The following is a 17820-nucleotide window of genomic DNA, read 5'->3' as shown; positions in this document are numbered from 1 at the left end:
AACGGAGAAAACGGTTTGAAGGAAATCTACGGCAACACCCTGGGCCTGAAGTCGAGCGAGCAGCACCGGCTGCGAAACACCTTCCGGCGACGCGTGTCGCCGCACGAAATCGTGTCGCCCGAGCTTGCCCGCCACCTCACCGAGCTGTCGCGTGAGACGAACCGGCAGGTGGGTGTGCTCATCAACCGCAAGGGCGAAATCGAGCATGTGGTGGTGGGCAACGCGCACAAGCTGGAGCTGCCGGACATCGGCCGCGCCCGCGCGGGCCAGATTCGTCTGCGTGGCCTCCGCCTGGTCCACACGCACCTCAAGAGCGAGCCCCTGACGAAGGACGACCTGACGGACCTCGCGCTGCTGCGCCTGGACTGCGTGGCCGCCATCGGCGTGGGCGAGGAGGGCCTGCCCGGCGTGCTCCACTACGCGTACCTCGTGCCGGAGAACGGCACCGGCGAGTTCTGGCACGTCAGCACGCTGCCCTCCGTCCACGGGGAGCAGCCGAACCTGGAAGACACGCTGGGCGCGCTGGAGGAGGAGTTCAACCGCAAGGCGGCCGCCCGCACCGTCGGGGGCCGGGAGAAGGCCATCCTCGTGGCGGTGTGCCTGGACGGCAACCGCGGCAAGGCCGAGGCCAGCCTCGCGGAGCTCAAGGAGCTGGCGCGCACCGCGGGCGTGGAGGTCATCGACAGCGTGCTCCAGGTGCGCCGCGAGGCGGACCCGCGCTACCTCATCGGGCGCGGCAAGCTGGAGGACCTGAACCTGCGCTCCATGCAGTCCATGGTGGACCTGCTCATCTTCGACAAGGACCTCACCCCGTCGCAGGGGCGCCACATCGGCGAGGCCACCAGCCTCAAGGTGCTGGACCGCTCGCAGCTCATCCTCGACATCTTCGCGCAGCGCGCGCAGAGCGCCGAGGGCAAGCTCCAGGTGGAGCTGGCGCAGCTGAAGTACCGGCTGCCCCGGCTGGTGCAGAGCGACGACTCGCTCAGCCGGCTCGCGGGCGGCATCGGCGGGCGAGGCCCTGGCGAGACGAAGCTCGAAATCGACCGACGCCGGGTGCGCGACAGGATTACCAATCTGGAGAAGCGCATCGACGCGGTCAGCCGCGAGCGCAGCGTGCGGCGGGCCCAGCGCAACCGGCGCGAGCTGCCGGTCATCTCCATCGTCGGCTACACCAACGCGGGCAAGTCCACGCTGCTCAACGCGATTACCAATGCGGAGGTGCTGGCGGAGGACAAGCTGTTCGCCACGCTGGACCCGACCAGCCGGCGGCTGCGCTTCCCGCAGGAGCGCGAGGTCATCATCACCGACACGGTGGGCTTCATCCGCGATTTGCCCAAGGACCTGGTCGCCGCCTTCCGCGCCACGCTGGAGGAGCTGTACGACGCCAGCCTGCTGCTGCACGTGGTGGACGCGGCGGACCCGAGCTGCGACGACCAGGTGGAGGCGGTGGAGAACATCCTCGAGTCGCTGGGGCTGATGGAGAAGCCGCGCCTCATGGTGTGGAACAAGGCGGACAGGCTGTCGCCGGAAGAGGTGGAGTCGCTCCTGCGGGCCCGGGGCGGCGTGGCCATCAGCGCGGCGACGCGCGAGGGCCTGGCGTCACTCCTGGCCAAGGCGGACACCACGCTGTTCGCCGAGGGCGCCACCGAGGCCATCGGCGCTGTCTGACGCGGCCTCACGGTATTGAATCGACCGCGGCCCCGGTGCGCCTCCCACGAGAGGACGCCGGGGCCGCGGCGCGTGTCATGGCGGGTTGCGGCAGCGGTGGGCTCCCCCTAGAGTCCGGGCCGTGGCGATGACCTCCCCGTCGATGATGCTGTTGAACGTCCTGCTCTCGCAGCAGCCCGCTTCGGACTACGCGAAGCCGGACTCCTCCCTGTCCCCGAGCTACTTCGAGGTGCTGGAGCAGAACAGCCACATCGTCTACCCCGCGCTGGCGGTGCTGACGCTGGTCATCATCGCCGCGGGCATCCTCCAGGCGTGGCGGACGCAGGACCTGGACGGCCTGCAGAAGAACGAGTTCAAGCGCGCCATCGTCAACGAATTGCGCCGCAACATCAGCGGCATGCCCGGTGACCTGCTGGCGAAGTCGGTGGGGCTGGACCGGTTGAAGACGAACCGGCTGCTGGAGCAGATGCAGCAGGAGGGACTGGTGGTGAGCCACACCAACTCCCAGCGGCTCACCGTCTGGCGCATCCGGGGCGCGTCGCCCGAGCCGAGCGTGCGGAAGTACTGAGCGCGCCAGCGGGCGTCCGCTTCACCCCGCGTGCGTGCCTGTCGATACTCCGTATCGCGGTGAGTCCTCCGCCGTGACACCGCCGGTGCAGGTGCTTCCGGCTCATGAACAGCTTTCACACATTGCCAACTAGTCTCGTTTAACGCGTATGCCCGCCATGCTTGAATCCGGCGCATGCAAGAGACTCCGCTGGAGACGTCGGCCGATGAGGGAGCCATCGCCGTCGTCGGCATCTCCCTGCGCGTTCCGGGCGCCTCCGACGTCCGCCGCTTCTGGGCCAACCTCGCTTCCGGGGTGAACTCGGTCACCATTCTCGATTCGGAGCAGCGCGCGAAGGCCGGGATGCCGTCCGAGGAAGGGTGGCTGGCGGCGGCCGGGCTCATCGAGAACCCCGAGCTGTTCGATGCCGCCTTCTTCGGCTACTCGCCGCGGGAGGCCGAGCAGCTGGACCCCCAGCACCGGCTCTTCCTCGAGTGTGCCTGGGAGGGGCTGGAGTCCGCCGGCTATGCGGTGCGCTCCCAGCCGATGAACGTGGGCGTGTACGCGGGGACGATGCTCAGCACGTACCTGCTGAAGAACGTGCTGCCGAGCCTGGAGCGACGCTCCAGTGACTTGACGGAGAGCCTGCTCGGGACGAACCCGGACTTCCTGGCGACGCGGGTCGCCTACAAGCTGAACCTCACCGGCCCGGCGCTGACGGTGCAGACGGCGTGCTCGACGTCGCTCACCGCGGTCCACCTCGCGTGCCAGGGGCTGCTGGCCGGCGAGTGCGACCTGGCGCTCGCAGGCGCCGCAGCGGTGCGCACGCCCCAAATCACCGCGTACCGCATCCAGGAGGGCGGCGTCTCCTCGCCAGACGGCGTCTGCCGCACCTTCGACGAGAAGGCCGCCGGCACCGTGCCCGGCAACGGTGCCGCCGTGGTGGTGCTCAAGCGGCTCGCGGATGCGCTCGCCGACGGGGACCCCATCCGCGCCGTCATCCGCGGCACGGCCATCAACAACGACGGCAGCAACAAGGCGGGCTTCACCGCGCCCTCGGTGTCCGGGCAGGCCGCCACCATCCGCGCCGCGCAGGCGCTGGCCGGCGTCGAGCCCGGGAGCCTCTCGTACATCGAAGCCCACGGCACCGGCACCCAGGTGGGAGACCCCGTCGAAGTCACGGCGCTCAAGCAGGTGTTCCGGGGCGTGGCACCGGGCTCGGTTGGCCTGGGCGCGGTGAAGACCAACGTCGGGCACCTCGACACGGCGGCGGGCGTCACCGGCCTCATCAAGGTCGTGCTGGCGATGGAGCACGCGCTGCTGCCGCCCACGCTGAACTTCACCCGGCCCAATCCCCAGCTGGAGCTGGAGGGCAGCCCCTTCTACGTCGTCGCCCGGCCGCGTCCGTGGACCGGGCCCCGGCCCCTGCGCGCGGGGGTGAGCTCGTTCGGCTTCGGCGGCACCAATGCCCACGCCGTGCTCGAGGAAGCCCCGCCCGTGCCGGCCTCCGACGTGCCCCGCCGGGGCGAGGAGCTGCTGCTGCTGTCCGCCCGCTCCGAGGAGGCGCTGGAGCGGATGACCACGGAGCTGGCCGAGCACCTGGGCCGGGCCTCCGAGCCGCTGGCCGACGTGGCCCACACCCTCCAGACCGGGCGCAACCGCTTCGAGTGGCGGCGCTTCGTCACCGTGGGCCGCAAGGAGGACGCCCCCGCGCTGCTGACCGGGGCCCGTGGCGAGCCGCCCCGCACCGCGTTCGATGAAGCCGAGCGGCGCGGCGCCGTCTTCCTCTTCCCCGGCATCGGAGCCCATGGAGTGAACATGGGCGCCGGGCTGCTGCGCGAGCCCGTCTTCCGCGAGGCCGTCGACCGGTGCGCCGAGCAGGTCCGCCCCCTCCTCGGCGGCGACCTGCGCGAGGTGATGTTCGCGGGACCCGAGCGCTTCGACGCCGCGCGCCAGGAGCTGGACCGCCCGCAGTGGGTACAGCCGGCGCTGTTCACCTGCGAGTGGGCCATGGCGCAGCTCTGGCGCTCCTGGGGCGTCCAGCCGGAGGCCCTGCTCGGCCACTCGCTGGGAGAGTACGTGGCGGCGTGCCTCGCGGGCGTCTTCTCGCTGGAGGAGGCGCTGGCGCTCGTCGTGGCCCGTGGCCGCATCGTCGAGCAGCTTCCTCCGGGCGGGATGACGTCCGTGCTCGCCCCGGCGGAGCAGGTCGCCCCCATGCTGGGCTCCGAGCTGTCGCTGGCCGCCATCAACTCCCCGTCGGCGTGCGTCGTCTCCGGTCCGCTGGAGGCGGTGGCCGCGTTCGAGGCGGTGCTCGCCGAGCGGGGCATCCCGACCCGGCGCCTGCGCATCACGCGGGCCATGCACTCGGCGATGATGGAGCCGCACCTCGCGGACTTCGCGCGGCAGGTCTCCCGCTTCTCCCTCAAGGCTCCGACGCTCCCGGTGGTGTCGAGCACCACCGGACGATGGCTGACCGGGCGCGAGGCCACGGACCCCGCCTACTGGTGCCGTCACCTGCGGGAGACCGTCCGGTTCTCCGACGCGATGGGCCTGCTGCTGTCCTCCGGGGAGCGGGCGTTCCTCGAGGTCGGTCCCGGCACCACCCTCACCTCGCTCGCGATGCAACACCCGGCCCGCACCACGCAGCCGGCCATCGCCACGGCACCGGGGCCGTCCACACCGCCGGGCGGCCTGCTGGCGCCACTGGGTGAGGCGTGGCTCGCGGGCATCCCCATCGACTGGGAGCGCTTCCGGGATGGGGAGCGCCGCCGCCGGGTGACGCTGCCCACCTACAGCTTCGACCGCGAGCGGCACTGGATTGAGCCGGTGGCGGGCGCCGAGGAGCCGCGCCCGTCGCGCGCGCCCCGCCGGAGCGCGCGCCGGGGCGCGCCACCGGCTCCGCCGCGCAATGCCACCGAGGAGCAGCTCGTCGAGTGCTTCCGCCACCTGTTCCACATCGAGGAGGTGGGCATCCACGACGACTTCTTCGCGCTGGGGGGCGACTCGCTGGTGGCCATGCGCCTGGGCGCGCGCATCGAGGAGCGCTTCGGCGTCCGGTTGCCGCTGAAGGTGGTGCTGGAGGCGCCGACGGTGGCCCGGCTCGCGGAGCGGTTGGGTGCGCGCCATGACGCCGCGCCCGCGAAGCCGGCACCGCCGGACTGCCTCGTGAGGCTCCAGGAGGGCACCCACGGGACGCCCGCCTTCTTCGTGCACGCCATCAGCGGGCAGGTGCTCTTCTACCGGAGCCTGGCGCGAGCCCTCTCCCCCGAGCGGCCGGTGTATGGCCTCGAGGCCGTGGGGCTGACCGGGGATGGAGCGTGTCACACCACGGTGGAGCAGATGGCGACGCACTACCTCGACGCCATCCGGAAGGTGCGGCCCTCCGGGCCCTACCTGCTCGTGGGAGCGTCCTTCGGCGGGCTCGTCGTCTACGAGATGGCCCGCCGGCTGGCGGCCGAGGGGCAGCCGGTGCCGCTGTGCGCGATGCTCGACTCGCCCCCACCCGGGCACCGGGCGACCTGGCTCGGCGACGCCACGGAGCTGCTGGCGTACCTGGTGCGCGGCACAGTCCCTGCGGAGCGCCTGCGCGGCCTGCCACTGGAGGCCCAGGTGCGGCTGCTCCACGAGGAGGCGGAGCGGAAGGGCACCGAGCCCCTCTTCCCGAGCGTCGAGCAGGCCCGGCGTCAGCTCGCGGTATGGCTCGCGAACGGAGAGGCGCTGCACCGCTACGCGCCGCCGCGCTGGGAGGGCGGGGAGCTGCAGTACTTCCGCGCCATGGAGCCCCACCCCGAGGATGGAAACCCGGAGCTGAGCTGGCTGCGCCAGGGTGCCGCGGTGCGGATGGAGATTGTCCCCGGCAACCACGACAGCATGCTGCAGCCCCCCCATGCGGAGGGGCTCGGCGCGCGGCTGGCGCGGCTGATTCCCTAGTCCGAGCCCGGACGCAGGCGCCGCTGTCGCGAGAGGCGGCGCCGTCCCTCCGCCCTGTCCTCGGCGGAGGCCGCTGGTGCTGGCGGCTGCTCCGCCGCCCCGGAGCCCTTCGCCAGGTGCGCTGCCAGCGCGCGCACGGTGGGGAACTGGAACAGCTCCACCAGCGGCACCTTGCGGCCCACGCGCGCCTCCATGCGCGCGTGCACCGCCTGCAGGAGCAGCGAGTTGCCGCCCAGGTCGAAGAAGTTGTCCCCCGCTCCCACCTTGTCCAGCTTCAGCACCTCCGCCCAGAGCAGTGACAGCGCCTTCTCCAGGCCCTCCTCCGGCGCCAGGTAGCCGCTGCTCAGCTCGGGCCGGTGTGCATCCGGCACGGGCAGCGCCTTCCAGTCCGGCTTCCCGTTCGGCGTCAGCGGAAGCGCGTCCATCACCACGAAGGCCGACGGCACCGCGGGCTCCGGCAGCGAGCGCCGCAGCCACGCGCGCAGCACGTCGGTCGTCAGCGTCTCTCCCTGCGCGGGCACGACGTACGCCACCAGGCGCGTCTCGCCGGGCACGTCCTCGCGCCCCATCACCACCACGGACTGCACGCCCGGGTGCTCCGCGAGCGCCTCGCGCGCTTCCGCGGGCTCCACGCGCACGCCGCGCACCTTCACCTGCGAGTCGGCGCGCCGCAGGTACTCCAGCCGGCCGTCGTCGCGGAAGCGCACCACGTCTCCCGTCCGGTACAGCCGCTGTCCCTCCCGGAACGGGTCCGGCACGAAGCGCTCCGCCGTCAAGTCGGCCCGGCCCAGGTAGCCCCGCGCCTGCCCCGCGCCGCCCAGGCACAGCTCACCCCAGACGCCGGGCGGCACCAGGCGTCCGGCCTCGTCCATCACCCGCACCACGAGGTTGCGCGCCGGGGTGCCAATCAGGGGCTTCTCGCCCGGCTGGCACTCGCCCAGCGTGGTGCACACCGTGCTCTCCGTCGGGCCGTAGCCGTTGATGAAGCGCCGGCCCCGGCCCCAGCGCGACACCAGGTCCGCCGTGCAGGCCTCACCCGCGGACACCAATATCTTCAGCTCCGGCAGCTCCACGTCGGGCAACACCGCCAGCACCGACGGCGGCAACGTCGCCACGGTGATGCGCTCGCGCGCCAGCAACTCGGCCAGCGGCTCGCCCGGGGCCACCTGCTCGCGACGGGCCAGACACACCGTCCCGCCGGTCAGCAGCGGCGGGTAGATTTCCCACACCGAGGCATCGAAGCTCATCGGCGCGAACTGCAGCACCCGGCTTCCCGGCCCGAGCCCCAATCGCTCGCGCGCGATTTCGACGAGGTTGGCCACGCCCCGGTGCTCGAGCAGCGCGCCCTTGGGGCGGCCGGTGCTCCCCGAGGTGAAGATGACGTAGGCGAGGTTTCGAGGTGAGACGTCACGCACGGGCCGCCACGGCTCCGTGGGGACGGGCACCACCCCGTCCTCCAGCAGCAGCGTGGGCCCGCGATGGGACAGCCGCGAGGAGTACCGCTCGCGCGTCACCAGCAGCGCCGCGCGCGAGCTCTCCAGCATGTACGCGAGCCGCTCGGGCGGATGGTCCGGGTCCATCGGCAGGTAGGCGCCTCCCGCCTTGAGGGTGGCGAACATGCCCACCACCAGGTCCATGCCCCGCTCCACGCACAGGCCCACCAGCACCTCGGGCCCCACGCCCCGCTGGCGCAGCACGCCGGCCAGCGCGTTGGCGCGCGCGTCGAGCTGGGCGTAGGTGAGCGACTGGCCCTCCATCTCCAGCGCCACGGCGTCGGGCGTCCTCGCCACCTGCGCCTCGAACAGCCGGTGGATGCAGTCGCCCTCGAAGGGCGCTTCGCCGCCACCCCAGGCCAGCACCCGCGCCTGCTCCGCGTCGCTCATCAGCGGCAGCTCGCGCAGCGCTTGCGTGGGCCCGGCCACCACGGCTTGCAGCAGGCGCTCCAGGTGCCGGGCCAGCCGCTCGATGGTGGAGGCCTCGAAGAGGTCGGTGTTGTACTCGAAGGCGCCGTCCAGCCCGCCGGGTGACTCGCGCAGCGACAGCGCGAGGTCGACCTTGGACGTCTTCGCGTCGATGTCCACCAGTCGCGACGTGAGCCCCGGCAGCGACAGGCCCGACGTCGGCGCGTTCTGCAGCGCGAAGACCACCTGGAAGATGGGCGAGCGGCTCAAGTCCCGCCGCGGGCGCAGCGCATCCACCAGCGTCTCGAAGGGCACGTCCTGGTGCGCGAAGGCGCCGAGCACCGTCTCCCGGACCTGGTGCAGCAGCTCACGGAAGCGCATCGTCCCCGACGCGCGGATGCGCAGCGCCAGCGTGTTGACGAAGAAGCCGATGAGGTCTTCCACCTCCTTCGTCGTGCGCCCCGAGATGGGGGAGCCGAGCACCATGTCCCACTGCCCGCTGTAGCGCGCCAGCAGCACCTGGAAGCCCGCCAGCAGCGTCATGTACAGCGTCACGCCTTCGCGGCGGCTCAGCTCCTTGAGGTCCGCCGTCAGCGCCTCCGGCAGGTGCACCCTGTGCCATGCGCCCCGGAACGTCTGCACCGCCGGGCGGGGCTTGTCGAGGGGAAGCTCCAGCACCCCGGTGGCGCCTTCGAGCTGCGTGCGCCACCACGCGAGCTGCTCCTCCAGCACCTCGCCCTTCAGCCACGCGCGCTGCCACACCGCATAGTCCGCGTACTGCACCGGCGGCGCCGCCAGCCCCGCTTCCTGCCCCTTCACCTGGGCCGCGTAGAGCGCCCCCAGCTCCCGGGACAGCACGCCCATGGACCAGCCGTCCGCCACGATGTGGTGCACCACCAGCACCAGGACGTGGTCCGCGTCCGCCACCCGCAGCAGCGTGGCGCGCAGCAGCGGCCCCCGCTCCAGGACGAAGGGACGGCGGGCCTCCTCACCGCTCAACCGCGCCACTTCCTGCTCGCGGAGCTCCTCGGGCACGGCGCGCAGGTCCACCGCCGGCAGCGGCATGGGCATGGGCGGGCCGATGCGCTGCACCGCGCCTCCCGCGTCCTGATGGAACGTCGTCCGCAGCGACTCGTGACGCCGTACCAGCTCGGCGAGGCTTCGCTCCAGCGCGGGGACGTCGAGCGGGCCCTCCAGCCCCAGCGCCAGGGGGATGTTGTAGAGCGGGCTCTGGGGCTGGAGCCGGTCGAAGAAGAACAGGCGCTGCTGCGCGAAGGACAGCGGAAGCGCCTCCTCGCCCACCGGCGCGGGCATCAGCGGCCGCCGTCGCGACTCGGGCGCGCCCTTCACCAGGTCCTGGAGCCGCTCGGCCAGCATCGCCACCGTGGGCGCCTCGAAGAGCAGCCGCACGGGCACGTCGCGGCCCAGCGCCTCCTTCAGCCGTGACATCACCTGCATGACGAGCAGCGAGTGGCCGCCCCGCTCGAAGAAGTGGTCCTCCGCGCCCACGTGCCGCAGGCCCAGCAGCGGCGCCCAGGTGGAGGCCACCAGGCGCTCCATGGCCGTGCGTGGCGCCACGTGTCCTTCCGGTGCCGACGCCGCGGCTTCGAGCGCGGGCAGGCCCACGCGGCGGCCACCGGCGAGCGCGGCCCGCACCTTCACCGGCGTGGCGAGCTGCTCGCGGACCTCCAGCGTTCCACCCGGCCTCCAGCGTCCGAAGACGCCGGTGCGGTACATCCTTCCTCCCAGCTCGCCCCACAGCGCGTCGGGAACGAACCGCTCCACCGCGGACGTCACGCCCGCGAGCCGCGCGCCTCCGAGCCACAGCGCGCCCCACACACCTACCGGCACCGGCTCCAGCGTCTCGTCCAGCACGTAGACGCGGGCCTCCGGCCTCGGCTCCTCCGGCACCTCGAGCCCCTCGGGGACGGGCACGTTCGGCGGGTACTCCGTCCGGTACGCGTTCCACTCCACGAGGACGAGGTGCCGCTCCGCCTCGCTCAAGAGCGGCAGCGTGCCCGGCACGGCGTCCGGGCGCGCGACGACTCCCTCCAGCAGCCGTGCGAAGTGCTCCGCCATGCGGGCGACCGTCACCTCGTCGAAGAGGGCGGTGTTGTGCTCCCAGAAGCCCGTCAGCCCGTCCGCGTCTTCCCGCACCGAGAGCGCGAGGTCGAACTTCGCCATTCCCGGGTCGAAGTCCACCGCCGTCGTCGTCAGCCCTGGAAGGACGGGCGTGGGCCCCGGCCCGTTGAGCGCGAAGACCACCTGGAACAGGGGCGAGCGGCTCAGGTCGCGCTCCAGCCGCAGGTCCTCCACCAGCGTCTCGAAGGGCACGTCCTGGTGCGCGAAGGCGCCGAGCGCCGTCTCGCGCGTGTGGTGCAGCAGCTCACGGAAGCTCATCGTCCCCGACGCGCGGATGCGCAGCGCCAGCGTGTTGACGAAGAAGCCGATGAGCCCCTCCACCTCCTTCGCCGTGCGGCCGGAGATGGGCGAGCCCACCACCATGTCCCACTGCCCGCTGTAGCGCGCCAGCAGCGCCTGGAAGCCCGCCAGCAGCGTCATGTACAGCGTCACGCCTTCGCGCCGGCTCAGCTCCTTGAGCCCCGCGCTCAGCGCGGGTGACAGCCTCACCGGCAGGCTCGCCCCCCTGTACGTCTGCGCCCCGGGACGGGGCCTGTCCGTCGGCAGCTCCAGCACGGCGGGCGCGCCATCGAGCTGCTCGCGCCACCAGGCCAGCTGCCGCTCCAGCACCTCGCCCTTCATCCACGCGCGCTGCCACACCGCGTAGTCCGCGTACTGCACCGGCAGGGCCTCCAGCGCGGCGTCCCCACCCGCCACACGGGCCGTGTAGAGCACCTCCAGCTCCCGGCACAGCACGCCCATGGACCAGCCGTCCGCCACGATGTGGTGCAGCACCACCACCAGCACGTGCTCCTCGGGCGTCACGCGCAGCAGCGCCGCGCGCACCAGGGGGCCGTGCTCCAGGTCGAAGGGCGTCTGCGCTGCCTCCACCACGCGCCGCCGCAGCGCGGCCTCCACCGCTTCCCCGTCCCGGACGTCCAGAGCCTCCACCGGCAGGGGCACCTCCAGCTCCGGGGCAATGCGCTGCACGGGCTGGCCCCGCACCTCCGCGAAGGTCGTCCGCAGCGCCTCGTGCCGCCGCACCACCCGCTCCACCGCATGCGCCAGGGCGGCCACATCCAGCCGTCCCTTCAACCGCAGCACGAAGGGCAGGTTGTACGCATGGCCCTCCGTGTCCAGCTGCCGCAGGAACCACAGCCGCTGCTGCGCGAACGACAGCGGCAACGCGCCCTGTCGCGGCGCCGGCACCAGGGGTGGCGCCGCGAGGTCCAGCGCGCCTCGCAGGCCCTCCAGCCGCTCGGCCAGCTCGGCCACGGTGGGAGCCTCGAACAACAGCCGCACCGGCACGTCGCGGCCGAGCGCCTCGCGCAGCCGGGACACCACCCGCGTCGCCAGCAACGAGTGGCCGCCCAGCGTGAAGAAGTTGTCCTCCGCCCCCACGCGCTCCAGGCCAAGCAGCGGCGCCCAGATGCCCGCCACCACCTCCTCCATGGCCGTCCGGGGCGCCGACGTCCCCCCCGCGCCCGAGCCCTCCGCCTCCGGCGCGGGCAGCGCCTTGCGGTCCACCTTCCCGTTCGCCGTCAGCGGCAGCGCGGACAGGCGCACGAAGGCCGAGGGCACCATGAACTCCGGCAGCGCCCCCTTCATCCCCTCCCGGACCTGCGCCGGCGACAGGGACTGTCCTGGCGACTCGACGTAGTACGCGACCAGCCGCTTGCCGCCGACGCCGTCGCGCACCACCACCAGCCCCTCCTTCACCCCGGGACAGCGCAGCAGCGCGGCGTCCACTTCCGCCAGCTCGATGCGGTAGCCCCGCACCTTCACCTGGCTGTCGCGCCGTCCGAGGAACTCCAGCACCCCGTCCCCGCGCCAGCGCGCCAGGTCTCCGGTGCGGTACAGCCGCTCTCCCGGCACCCGGCTGAAGGGGTTGGGAATGAAGCGGTCGGCCGTCACGTCCGGCTGACCGAGGTAGCCGCGCGCGAGCCCGTCACCGCCGATGAACAGCTCTCCGGCCACGCCGGGGGGCACCGGCTCGAAGCCGGCGTCCAGCACGTACACCTGCGTGTTGCCGATGGGCCGACCGATGGGCACGGCCGCACCCACGTCCTCCAGCCGCGTCATGCGGTGGGTGGACGTGAAGAGCGTGCCTTCCGTCGGGCCGTAGCAGGCCGTCACCGGAATGCGCAGCTCCTCCAGCGTCTTGCGCACGTGCGGCGCGGACACGACGTCACCGCCCGTCAGCAGCTGCCGCACGCCCCGCAGGCCCTCCATCCGCAGGTCCACCATCTGGCTGAACAGACCCGCCGTCAGGTGCAGCAGCGTCACCCCGTGCCGCGTCAGCACCTCCGTCAAGAGGTCCAGGTCGCTGGGCGAGCGCGGCGGGAAGACCACTAGCCTCCCTCCGAGGCACAGCGGCCCCCACACCTCCAGCGTGGAGGCGTCGAAGGAGATGGGCGCGATGAGCAGGAACGTCTCCTCCGGCCCCAGCTTCGCGTAGGGCGCGCCGTACAGCAGGCGCAGCACGCCCCGGTGCTCCACGGCCACGCCCTTCGGGCGCCCCGTGCTTCCCGACGTGAAGTCCACATACGCCAGGTTGCGCCCGCCCACCGCCGCGCGCGGCGCCACTTCCGGGCGCGACGCCAGCGCCTCCTCTTCCACCAACATCAGCTCCGGCAGCGCCCGCGCCGGCAGCTGCCCCAGCAGCGCGCGCGTGGTGAGCAGCAGGCGCGGACGCGAGTCCTCCAGCATCTGCTCCAGCCGCTGCGCCGGGTAGCTGGCCTCCAGGGGCACGTACGCGCCGCCCGCCTTGAGGATGGCGAGCAGCGACACGATGAGCTCCACCGAGCGCTCCAGACACACCGCCACCAGCACGTCCGGCCCCACGCCCCGCGCCATCAGCGCCCAGGCGAGCTGGTTGGCCCGTGCATCCAGCCGCGCGTACGTCAGTCGCTCCTCACCGAACTCCAGCGCCACCGCGTCGGGCCGCCGCGCGGCTTCCGCCTCGAAGAGGTGGTGGACGCAGGCGTCCCGCGGGAAGTCCACCCCGGTGGCGTTCCACGTCTCCAGGACACGCTGGCGCTCAGCGGCCGGCAGCAGCGGCAGCGCGCCCAGCCGCGCGTCGGGCTCGGCCACCAGCCCCCGCAGCAGCGCGAGGAAGCAGTCCGCCATCCGGCCCACGGTGGACGGCTCGAAGAGGTCCGCGTTGTAGATGAGCTGGCCGGCGAGGTCGTCCTGCCCGGCGTCGACGAGCAGCAGCTCCAGGTCGAACTTGGCGACGGTGCTCGCGAAGTCCCACGTGCGCGCGGTGAGGCCCGGCAGCGTCACGGTGGGAGAGAACCCCTGCAGGGTGAAGAGCACCTGGAACAGCGGCGAGCGGCTCAGGTCGCGCTCGGGGCGCAGGTCCTCCACCAGCTTCTCGAAGGGCAGGTCCTGGTGCGCGAAGGCGCCCAGCACCGTCTCCTTCACCTGCCGCAGCAGCGCGCGGAAGGAGGCGCGGGCCTCCATGCGCGCGCGCAGGGCCAGCGTGTTGACGAAGAAGCCGACGAGCCCCTCCACCTCCTTCGACGTGCGGCCCGAGATGGGCGAGCCGACGACGACGTCCCACTGCCCGCTGTAGCGCGCCAGCAGCACCTGGAAGGCCGCGAGCAGCGTCATGTAGAGCGTCACGCCCTCGCGCCGGCTCAGCTCCCGCAGGGCCGCGCCGAGCTCGGGGGACAGCTTCACCGGGAGGCTCGCGCCCCGGAACGTCTGCACCGCCGGGCGCGGCCGGTCTCCGGGCAGCTCCAGCACGGAGGGCGCCCCGTCGAGCTGCTCGCGCCACCACGCCAGCTGCTGCTCCAGCACCTCGCCCTTCAGCCAGTCGCGCTGCCACACGGCGTAGTCCGCGTACTGCACCGTGGGCGGCTCCAGCGCCGGCGGCTGCCCCGTCATGTTCGCCGCGTACAGCGCTTCCAGGTCGTGGCACAGCACGCCCATGGACCAGCCGTCCGCCACGATGTGGTGCACCACCAGCACCAGCACGTGCTCCCCGGCCGCCACGCGCAGCAGCGTGGTGCGCAGCAGCGGGCCGTGCTCCAGGTCGAAGGCGCCGTGGAACGCGTCCTCCACGCGCCGCCGCAGCGCGTCCTCCACCGTCTCGCCGTCCCGCGCCGCCAGGTCCTCCACCGGCAGGGGCACCGCCAGCGCCGGGACGATTCGCTGCACCGGCTGGCCTCGCACCTCCGAGAAGGTCGTGCGCAGCGCCTCGTGCCGCCGCACCACCTGCGCGATGGCGCCCTCCAGCGCCGCCACGTCCAGCCGTCCCGTCAGCCGCAGGATGAAGGGCAGGTTGTACGTGGCCCCGCCCGCGTTCAGCTGGCCCAGGAACCACAGGCGCTGCTGCGCGAAGGAGAGCGGCAGCACCTCCGGCCTCGGTGCGGGCACCAGCGGAGGCCGCTGCGGGGGCGGCGCGCTCGAGGCCAGCTCCTGCACGCGCTCGACCAGGGCGGCCACGGTGGGAGCCTCGAACAACAGGCGCACCGGCACCTCGCGGCCCAGCACCTCGCGCAGCCGGGACACCACCCGCGTCGCCAGCAGCGAGTGGCCGCCCATGGCGAAGAAGTCGTCCCGCACGCCGACGGGACGCACGCCCAGCACCTCTTCCCAGACCTGCACCAGCTGCTGCTCCAGCGCGTTGCGCGGCGCCTCGTAGCCGCTCCCGAGCGCCTCACGGCTGACATCCGGCGCCGGCAGGGCCTTGCGGTCCACCTTCCCGGTGGGCGCCAGGGGCAGCGCCTCCAGCCGCATCAGCACGGAGGGCACCATGTACTCGGGCAGCGCGCGCGCGAGCTGCCGCTTGATGCCCTCCGGGCTCCACTCCGTGTCCGCGCCCTGCACCACGTAGCCCACGAGCCGCTTCGAGCCCACGTCGACCGTCGCCGCCGCGTCCTTCACGCCCGGCAGCGCGCGGAGCGCCACCTCCACCTCGCCCAGCTCCACCCGGAAGCCGCGCACCTTCACCTGTCCGTCCAGCCGGCCCAGGAACTCCAGGTTGCCGTCCCCCAGCCACCGCGCCTTGTCGCCCGTCCGGTACATCCGCCCGCCGGGAACGCCGCTCAGCGTGTCCGGGAGGAAGCGCTCCGCCGTCAGCTCCGGCCGACCGTGGTAGCCGTGCGCGACGCTGGCGCCGCCGACGTACACCTCGCCGGCCACGCCCACCGGGCTCGGCTCACCGCGCTCGTCCAGCACATAGACCTGCACGTTGTGGATGGGCACGCCCACCGGCGGCAGCGCGGGCCACTTCGACGGTGCGCCCCGCGCGCGCCATGCCGTCACCACGTGCGCTTCGGACGGGCCGTACTGGTTCTCCAGCACGCACCCGGGCAGTCGCTCGAAGAAGGAGACCAGCGCCGGAGTCACCTGGAGCTGCTCTCCCGCCGTCACCACCTCCCCCAGCGGAGGGAGCAGGTCCTCCTGCTGAGCCGCTTCGCACAGCGCCTGCAACGCCACGAAGGGCAGGTAGAGCCGCCCGACGTGGTGCTCGCGCATGAGGCGCAGCATGGCGAGCGGCTCCCGGCGCAGCTCCGCGGTGATGAGCAGCACGCGGCCGCCCAGGCACCACGTGCCGAAGAGTTCCTGGAATGACACGTCGAAGTTCAGCGAGGCGAACTGCAGCGTCGTCGCCTTCGGGTCCACCGTGCGCTCCATCAGCCAGCGCAGCTGGTTGCCGATGGCGCGGTGGGACATGACGATGCCCTTCGGCCGGCCCGTGCTCCCGGACGTGTAGACGAAGTAGCAGGGCGTCTCCGGCGACAGCGGCAGTGCGAGCGCGTGCGGGGGCCTCGCGCCAATCGCCTGCTCTTCCTCCTCCAGCCGCACCACGCGTGCCTGGAGCCCGCGAGGCAGCGCCTCCTCCAGCCGCCCCTGCACCAGCACCACCGGCGCGCCCGTGTCCTCCAGCATCTGCGCCAGCCGCTCGGTCGGGTAGCTCGCGTCCAGCGGGAGGAAGGCCGCTCCCGCCTTGAGCGTGGCCAGCACCGCCACCGGCATCCGCAGGCTGCCGCGCTCCAGGCACAACCCCACCGTGCCGCCCGGCTCCACGCCCAGCGCCACCAGGTGGTGCGCGAGCTGGTTGGCCCGGGCCTCCAGCTGTGCGTACGTCAGCGCCTCGTGCCCGTCCGTCACCGCCACCGCGTCGGGCGTGCGCGCCACCTGCGCCTCCACCCACTGGTGCATCAGCCCCGGCCTGTACCCGGCGTCGACGCACCCGCTCCACTCCTTCACGAGCCGCCCGCGCTCCTCGGCCCCCAGCAGCGGCAGCTCGAGGACGGGCGTCTCCGGCCGCTCCACCGCCGCGCCCAGCAGCCGCACGTAGTGCTCCGCGAGGCGGCGCACCGTCGCCTCGTCGAAGAGGGCCGTGCTGTACTCCCAGACGCAGACCCAGCCGTCCGCCGTCTCCCGCAGGAACAGCGTCAGGTCGAACTTCGAGATGCCGGGCTCGAAGTCCACCTCCTCCGTGTCCAGCCCCTCCAGCCGCACCAGGGGCGGCGCGCTCTGCAGGACGAACATCACCTGGAACAGCGGCGCGCGGCTCAAGTCCCTCACGGGCTGCAGCGCATCCACCAGCGTCTCGAAGGGCACGTCCTGGTGCGCATACGCCCCCAGGCACGTCTGGCGCACCCGGCCCAGCAGGCTCCGGAAGCTCTCCCCCTGCTCCACGTCCACGCGCAGGGCCAGCGTGTTGGCGAAGAAGCCGATGAGGCCTTCCAGCTCCCCCCGGTTGCGCCCCGAAATCGGCGTGCCCACCACCACGTCCCGCTGCCCGCTGTAGCGCGCCAGCAGCGCCTGGAAGCCCGCCAGCAGCAGCATGAAGGGCGTCACCGACTCCCGCCGGCTCCGCTCCAGCGCCGCGCGCATCAATTCCGCGGGCATGGGCACGTGCAGCACCGCGCCCTGGATGGACTGCACCGGCGGCCTCGGCCGGTCCAGGGGGAGCTCCAGCATCGGCGACGCGCCCCCGAGCTTCTCCTTCCACCAGGCGAGCTGCTCCTCCAGCACGTCGCCCTTGAGCCACTCGCGCTGCCACAGCGTGTAGTCCACGTACTGCACCGGCAGGCTCCGCGACGAGGGCTCCGTGCCGGCATGGAAGGTGGCGTACTGCTCGCGCAGCTCCCGCTCCAGCACGCCGAGGGACCACCCGTCACACGCGATGTGGTGCAGCGAGAGCAGCAGCACGTGCTCCTCCGCCTCCACGCGCAGGAGCCTCGCCCGCAGCAGCGGCCCCGCCGCCAGGTCGAACGGCAGCCGCGCCTCCTCCTCCGCGCGCCGCACCACCTCGCGCTCGCGCGCCTCCCGCGGCAGCCCCTCCAGCGACTCCACCGGCAGCGGCACCGCCACCTCCGGCGAAATCACCTGCACGGGCCGGCCTTCCCGTTGAGCGAAGGTGGTGCGCAGCACCTCGTGCCGGCGCACCACCTCGGCCAGCGCGCGCTGCAGCGCCGGCACGTCCAGCGGCCCCTTCAGCCGTGCGAAGAAGGGCGCGTTGTACGCGTAGCCCTCCGGGTCCAGCTGCGCGAGGAACCACATGCGCTGCTGCGCGAACGACAGCGGCGGCGCACCCTCCCTGGGCACGGGCACCACCGGGGGCGGCCTGCGACTCCGGGACGCCGGGGGCTTCGGCTCGCGCGCGCTCATGTCGGGACCTCGTTGTCGTGG

4 protein-coding genes are annotated in these 17820 nt (G+C 72.8%); 3 read left to right on the top strand and 1 reads right to left on the bottom strand.

From position 1 onward, the window contains the following. The first annotated feature begins 15 nt into the window (after positions 1-15). The 3 genes from hflX to ACX9TP_RS08600 all read left to right on the top strand — a co-directional run bounded on the left by hflX (position 16) and on the right by ACX9TP_RS08600 (position 6145). A complete protein-coding gene (hflX, locus tag ACX9TP_RS08610) occupies positions 16-1668 on the top strand; it encodes a GTPase HflX (RefSeq protein ID WP_482979247.1) in 1653 nt (550 codons plus the stop codon). Between the two features lie 127 nt (positions 1669-1795). After that, positions 1796-2236, top strand: a complete 441-nt coding sequence (locus ACX9TP_RS08605) for a hypothetical protein (RefSeq protein WP_482982135.1) — start codon at positions 1796-1798, stop codon at positions 2234-2236. A 174-nt stretch (positions 2237-2410) separates the two neighbouring features. Further along, the gene (locus ACX9TP_RS08600) at positions 2411-6145 is read left to right on the top strand and encodes a type I polyketide synthase (protein ID WP_482979246.1); all 3735 of its coding nucleotides are present in this window, start codon (positions 2411-2413) and stop codon (positions 6143-6145) included. Here the strand turns inward: ACX9TP_RS08600 and ACX9TP_RS08595 are convergent. Then, positions 6142-17799, bottom strand: a complete 11658-nt coding sequence (locus ACX9TP_RS08595) for an amino acid adenylation domain-containing protein (RefSeq protein WP_482979245.1) — start codon at positions 17797-17799, stop codon at positions 6142-6144. The two genes, ACX9TP_RS08600 and ACX9TP_RS08595, sit on opposite strands and share 4 nt — an antisense overlap. Positions 17800-17820 lie beyond the last annotated feature (21 nt).

The organism is Pyxidicoccus sp. M15 (genome assembly GCF_056858435.1).
The sequence above is the reverse complement of the archived record's forward strand: the minus strand, read 5'-3'. Positions and strand labels throughout refer to the sequence as shown.

Bases quoted from the DNA above. Each gene is read 5' to 3' on its own strand.
- ACX9TP_RS08595 (WP_482979245.1), bottom strand. From the start codon at position 17,799: ATGAGCGCGCGCGAGCCGAAGCCCCCGGCGTCCCGGAGTCGCAGGCCG.
- ACX9TP_RS08600 (WP_482979246.1), top strand. From the start codon at position 2,411: ATGCAAGAGACTCCGCTGGAGACGTCGGCCGATGAGGGAGCCATCGCC.
- ACX9TP_RS08605 (WP_482982135.1), top strand. From the start codon at position 1,796: ATGACCTCCCCGTCGATGATGCTGTTGAACGTCCTGCTCTCGCAGCAG.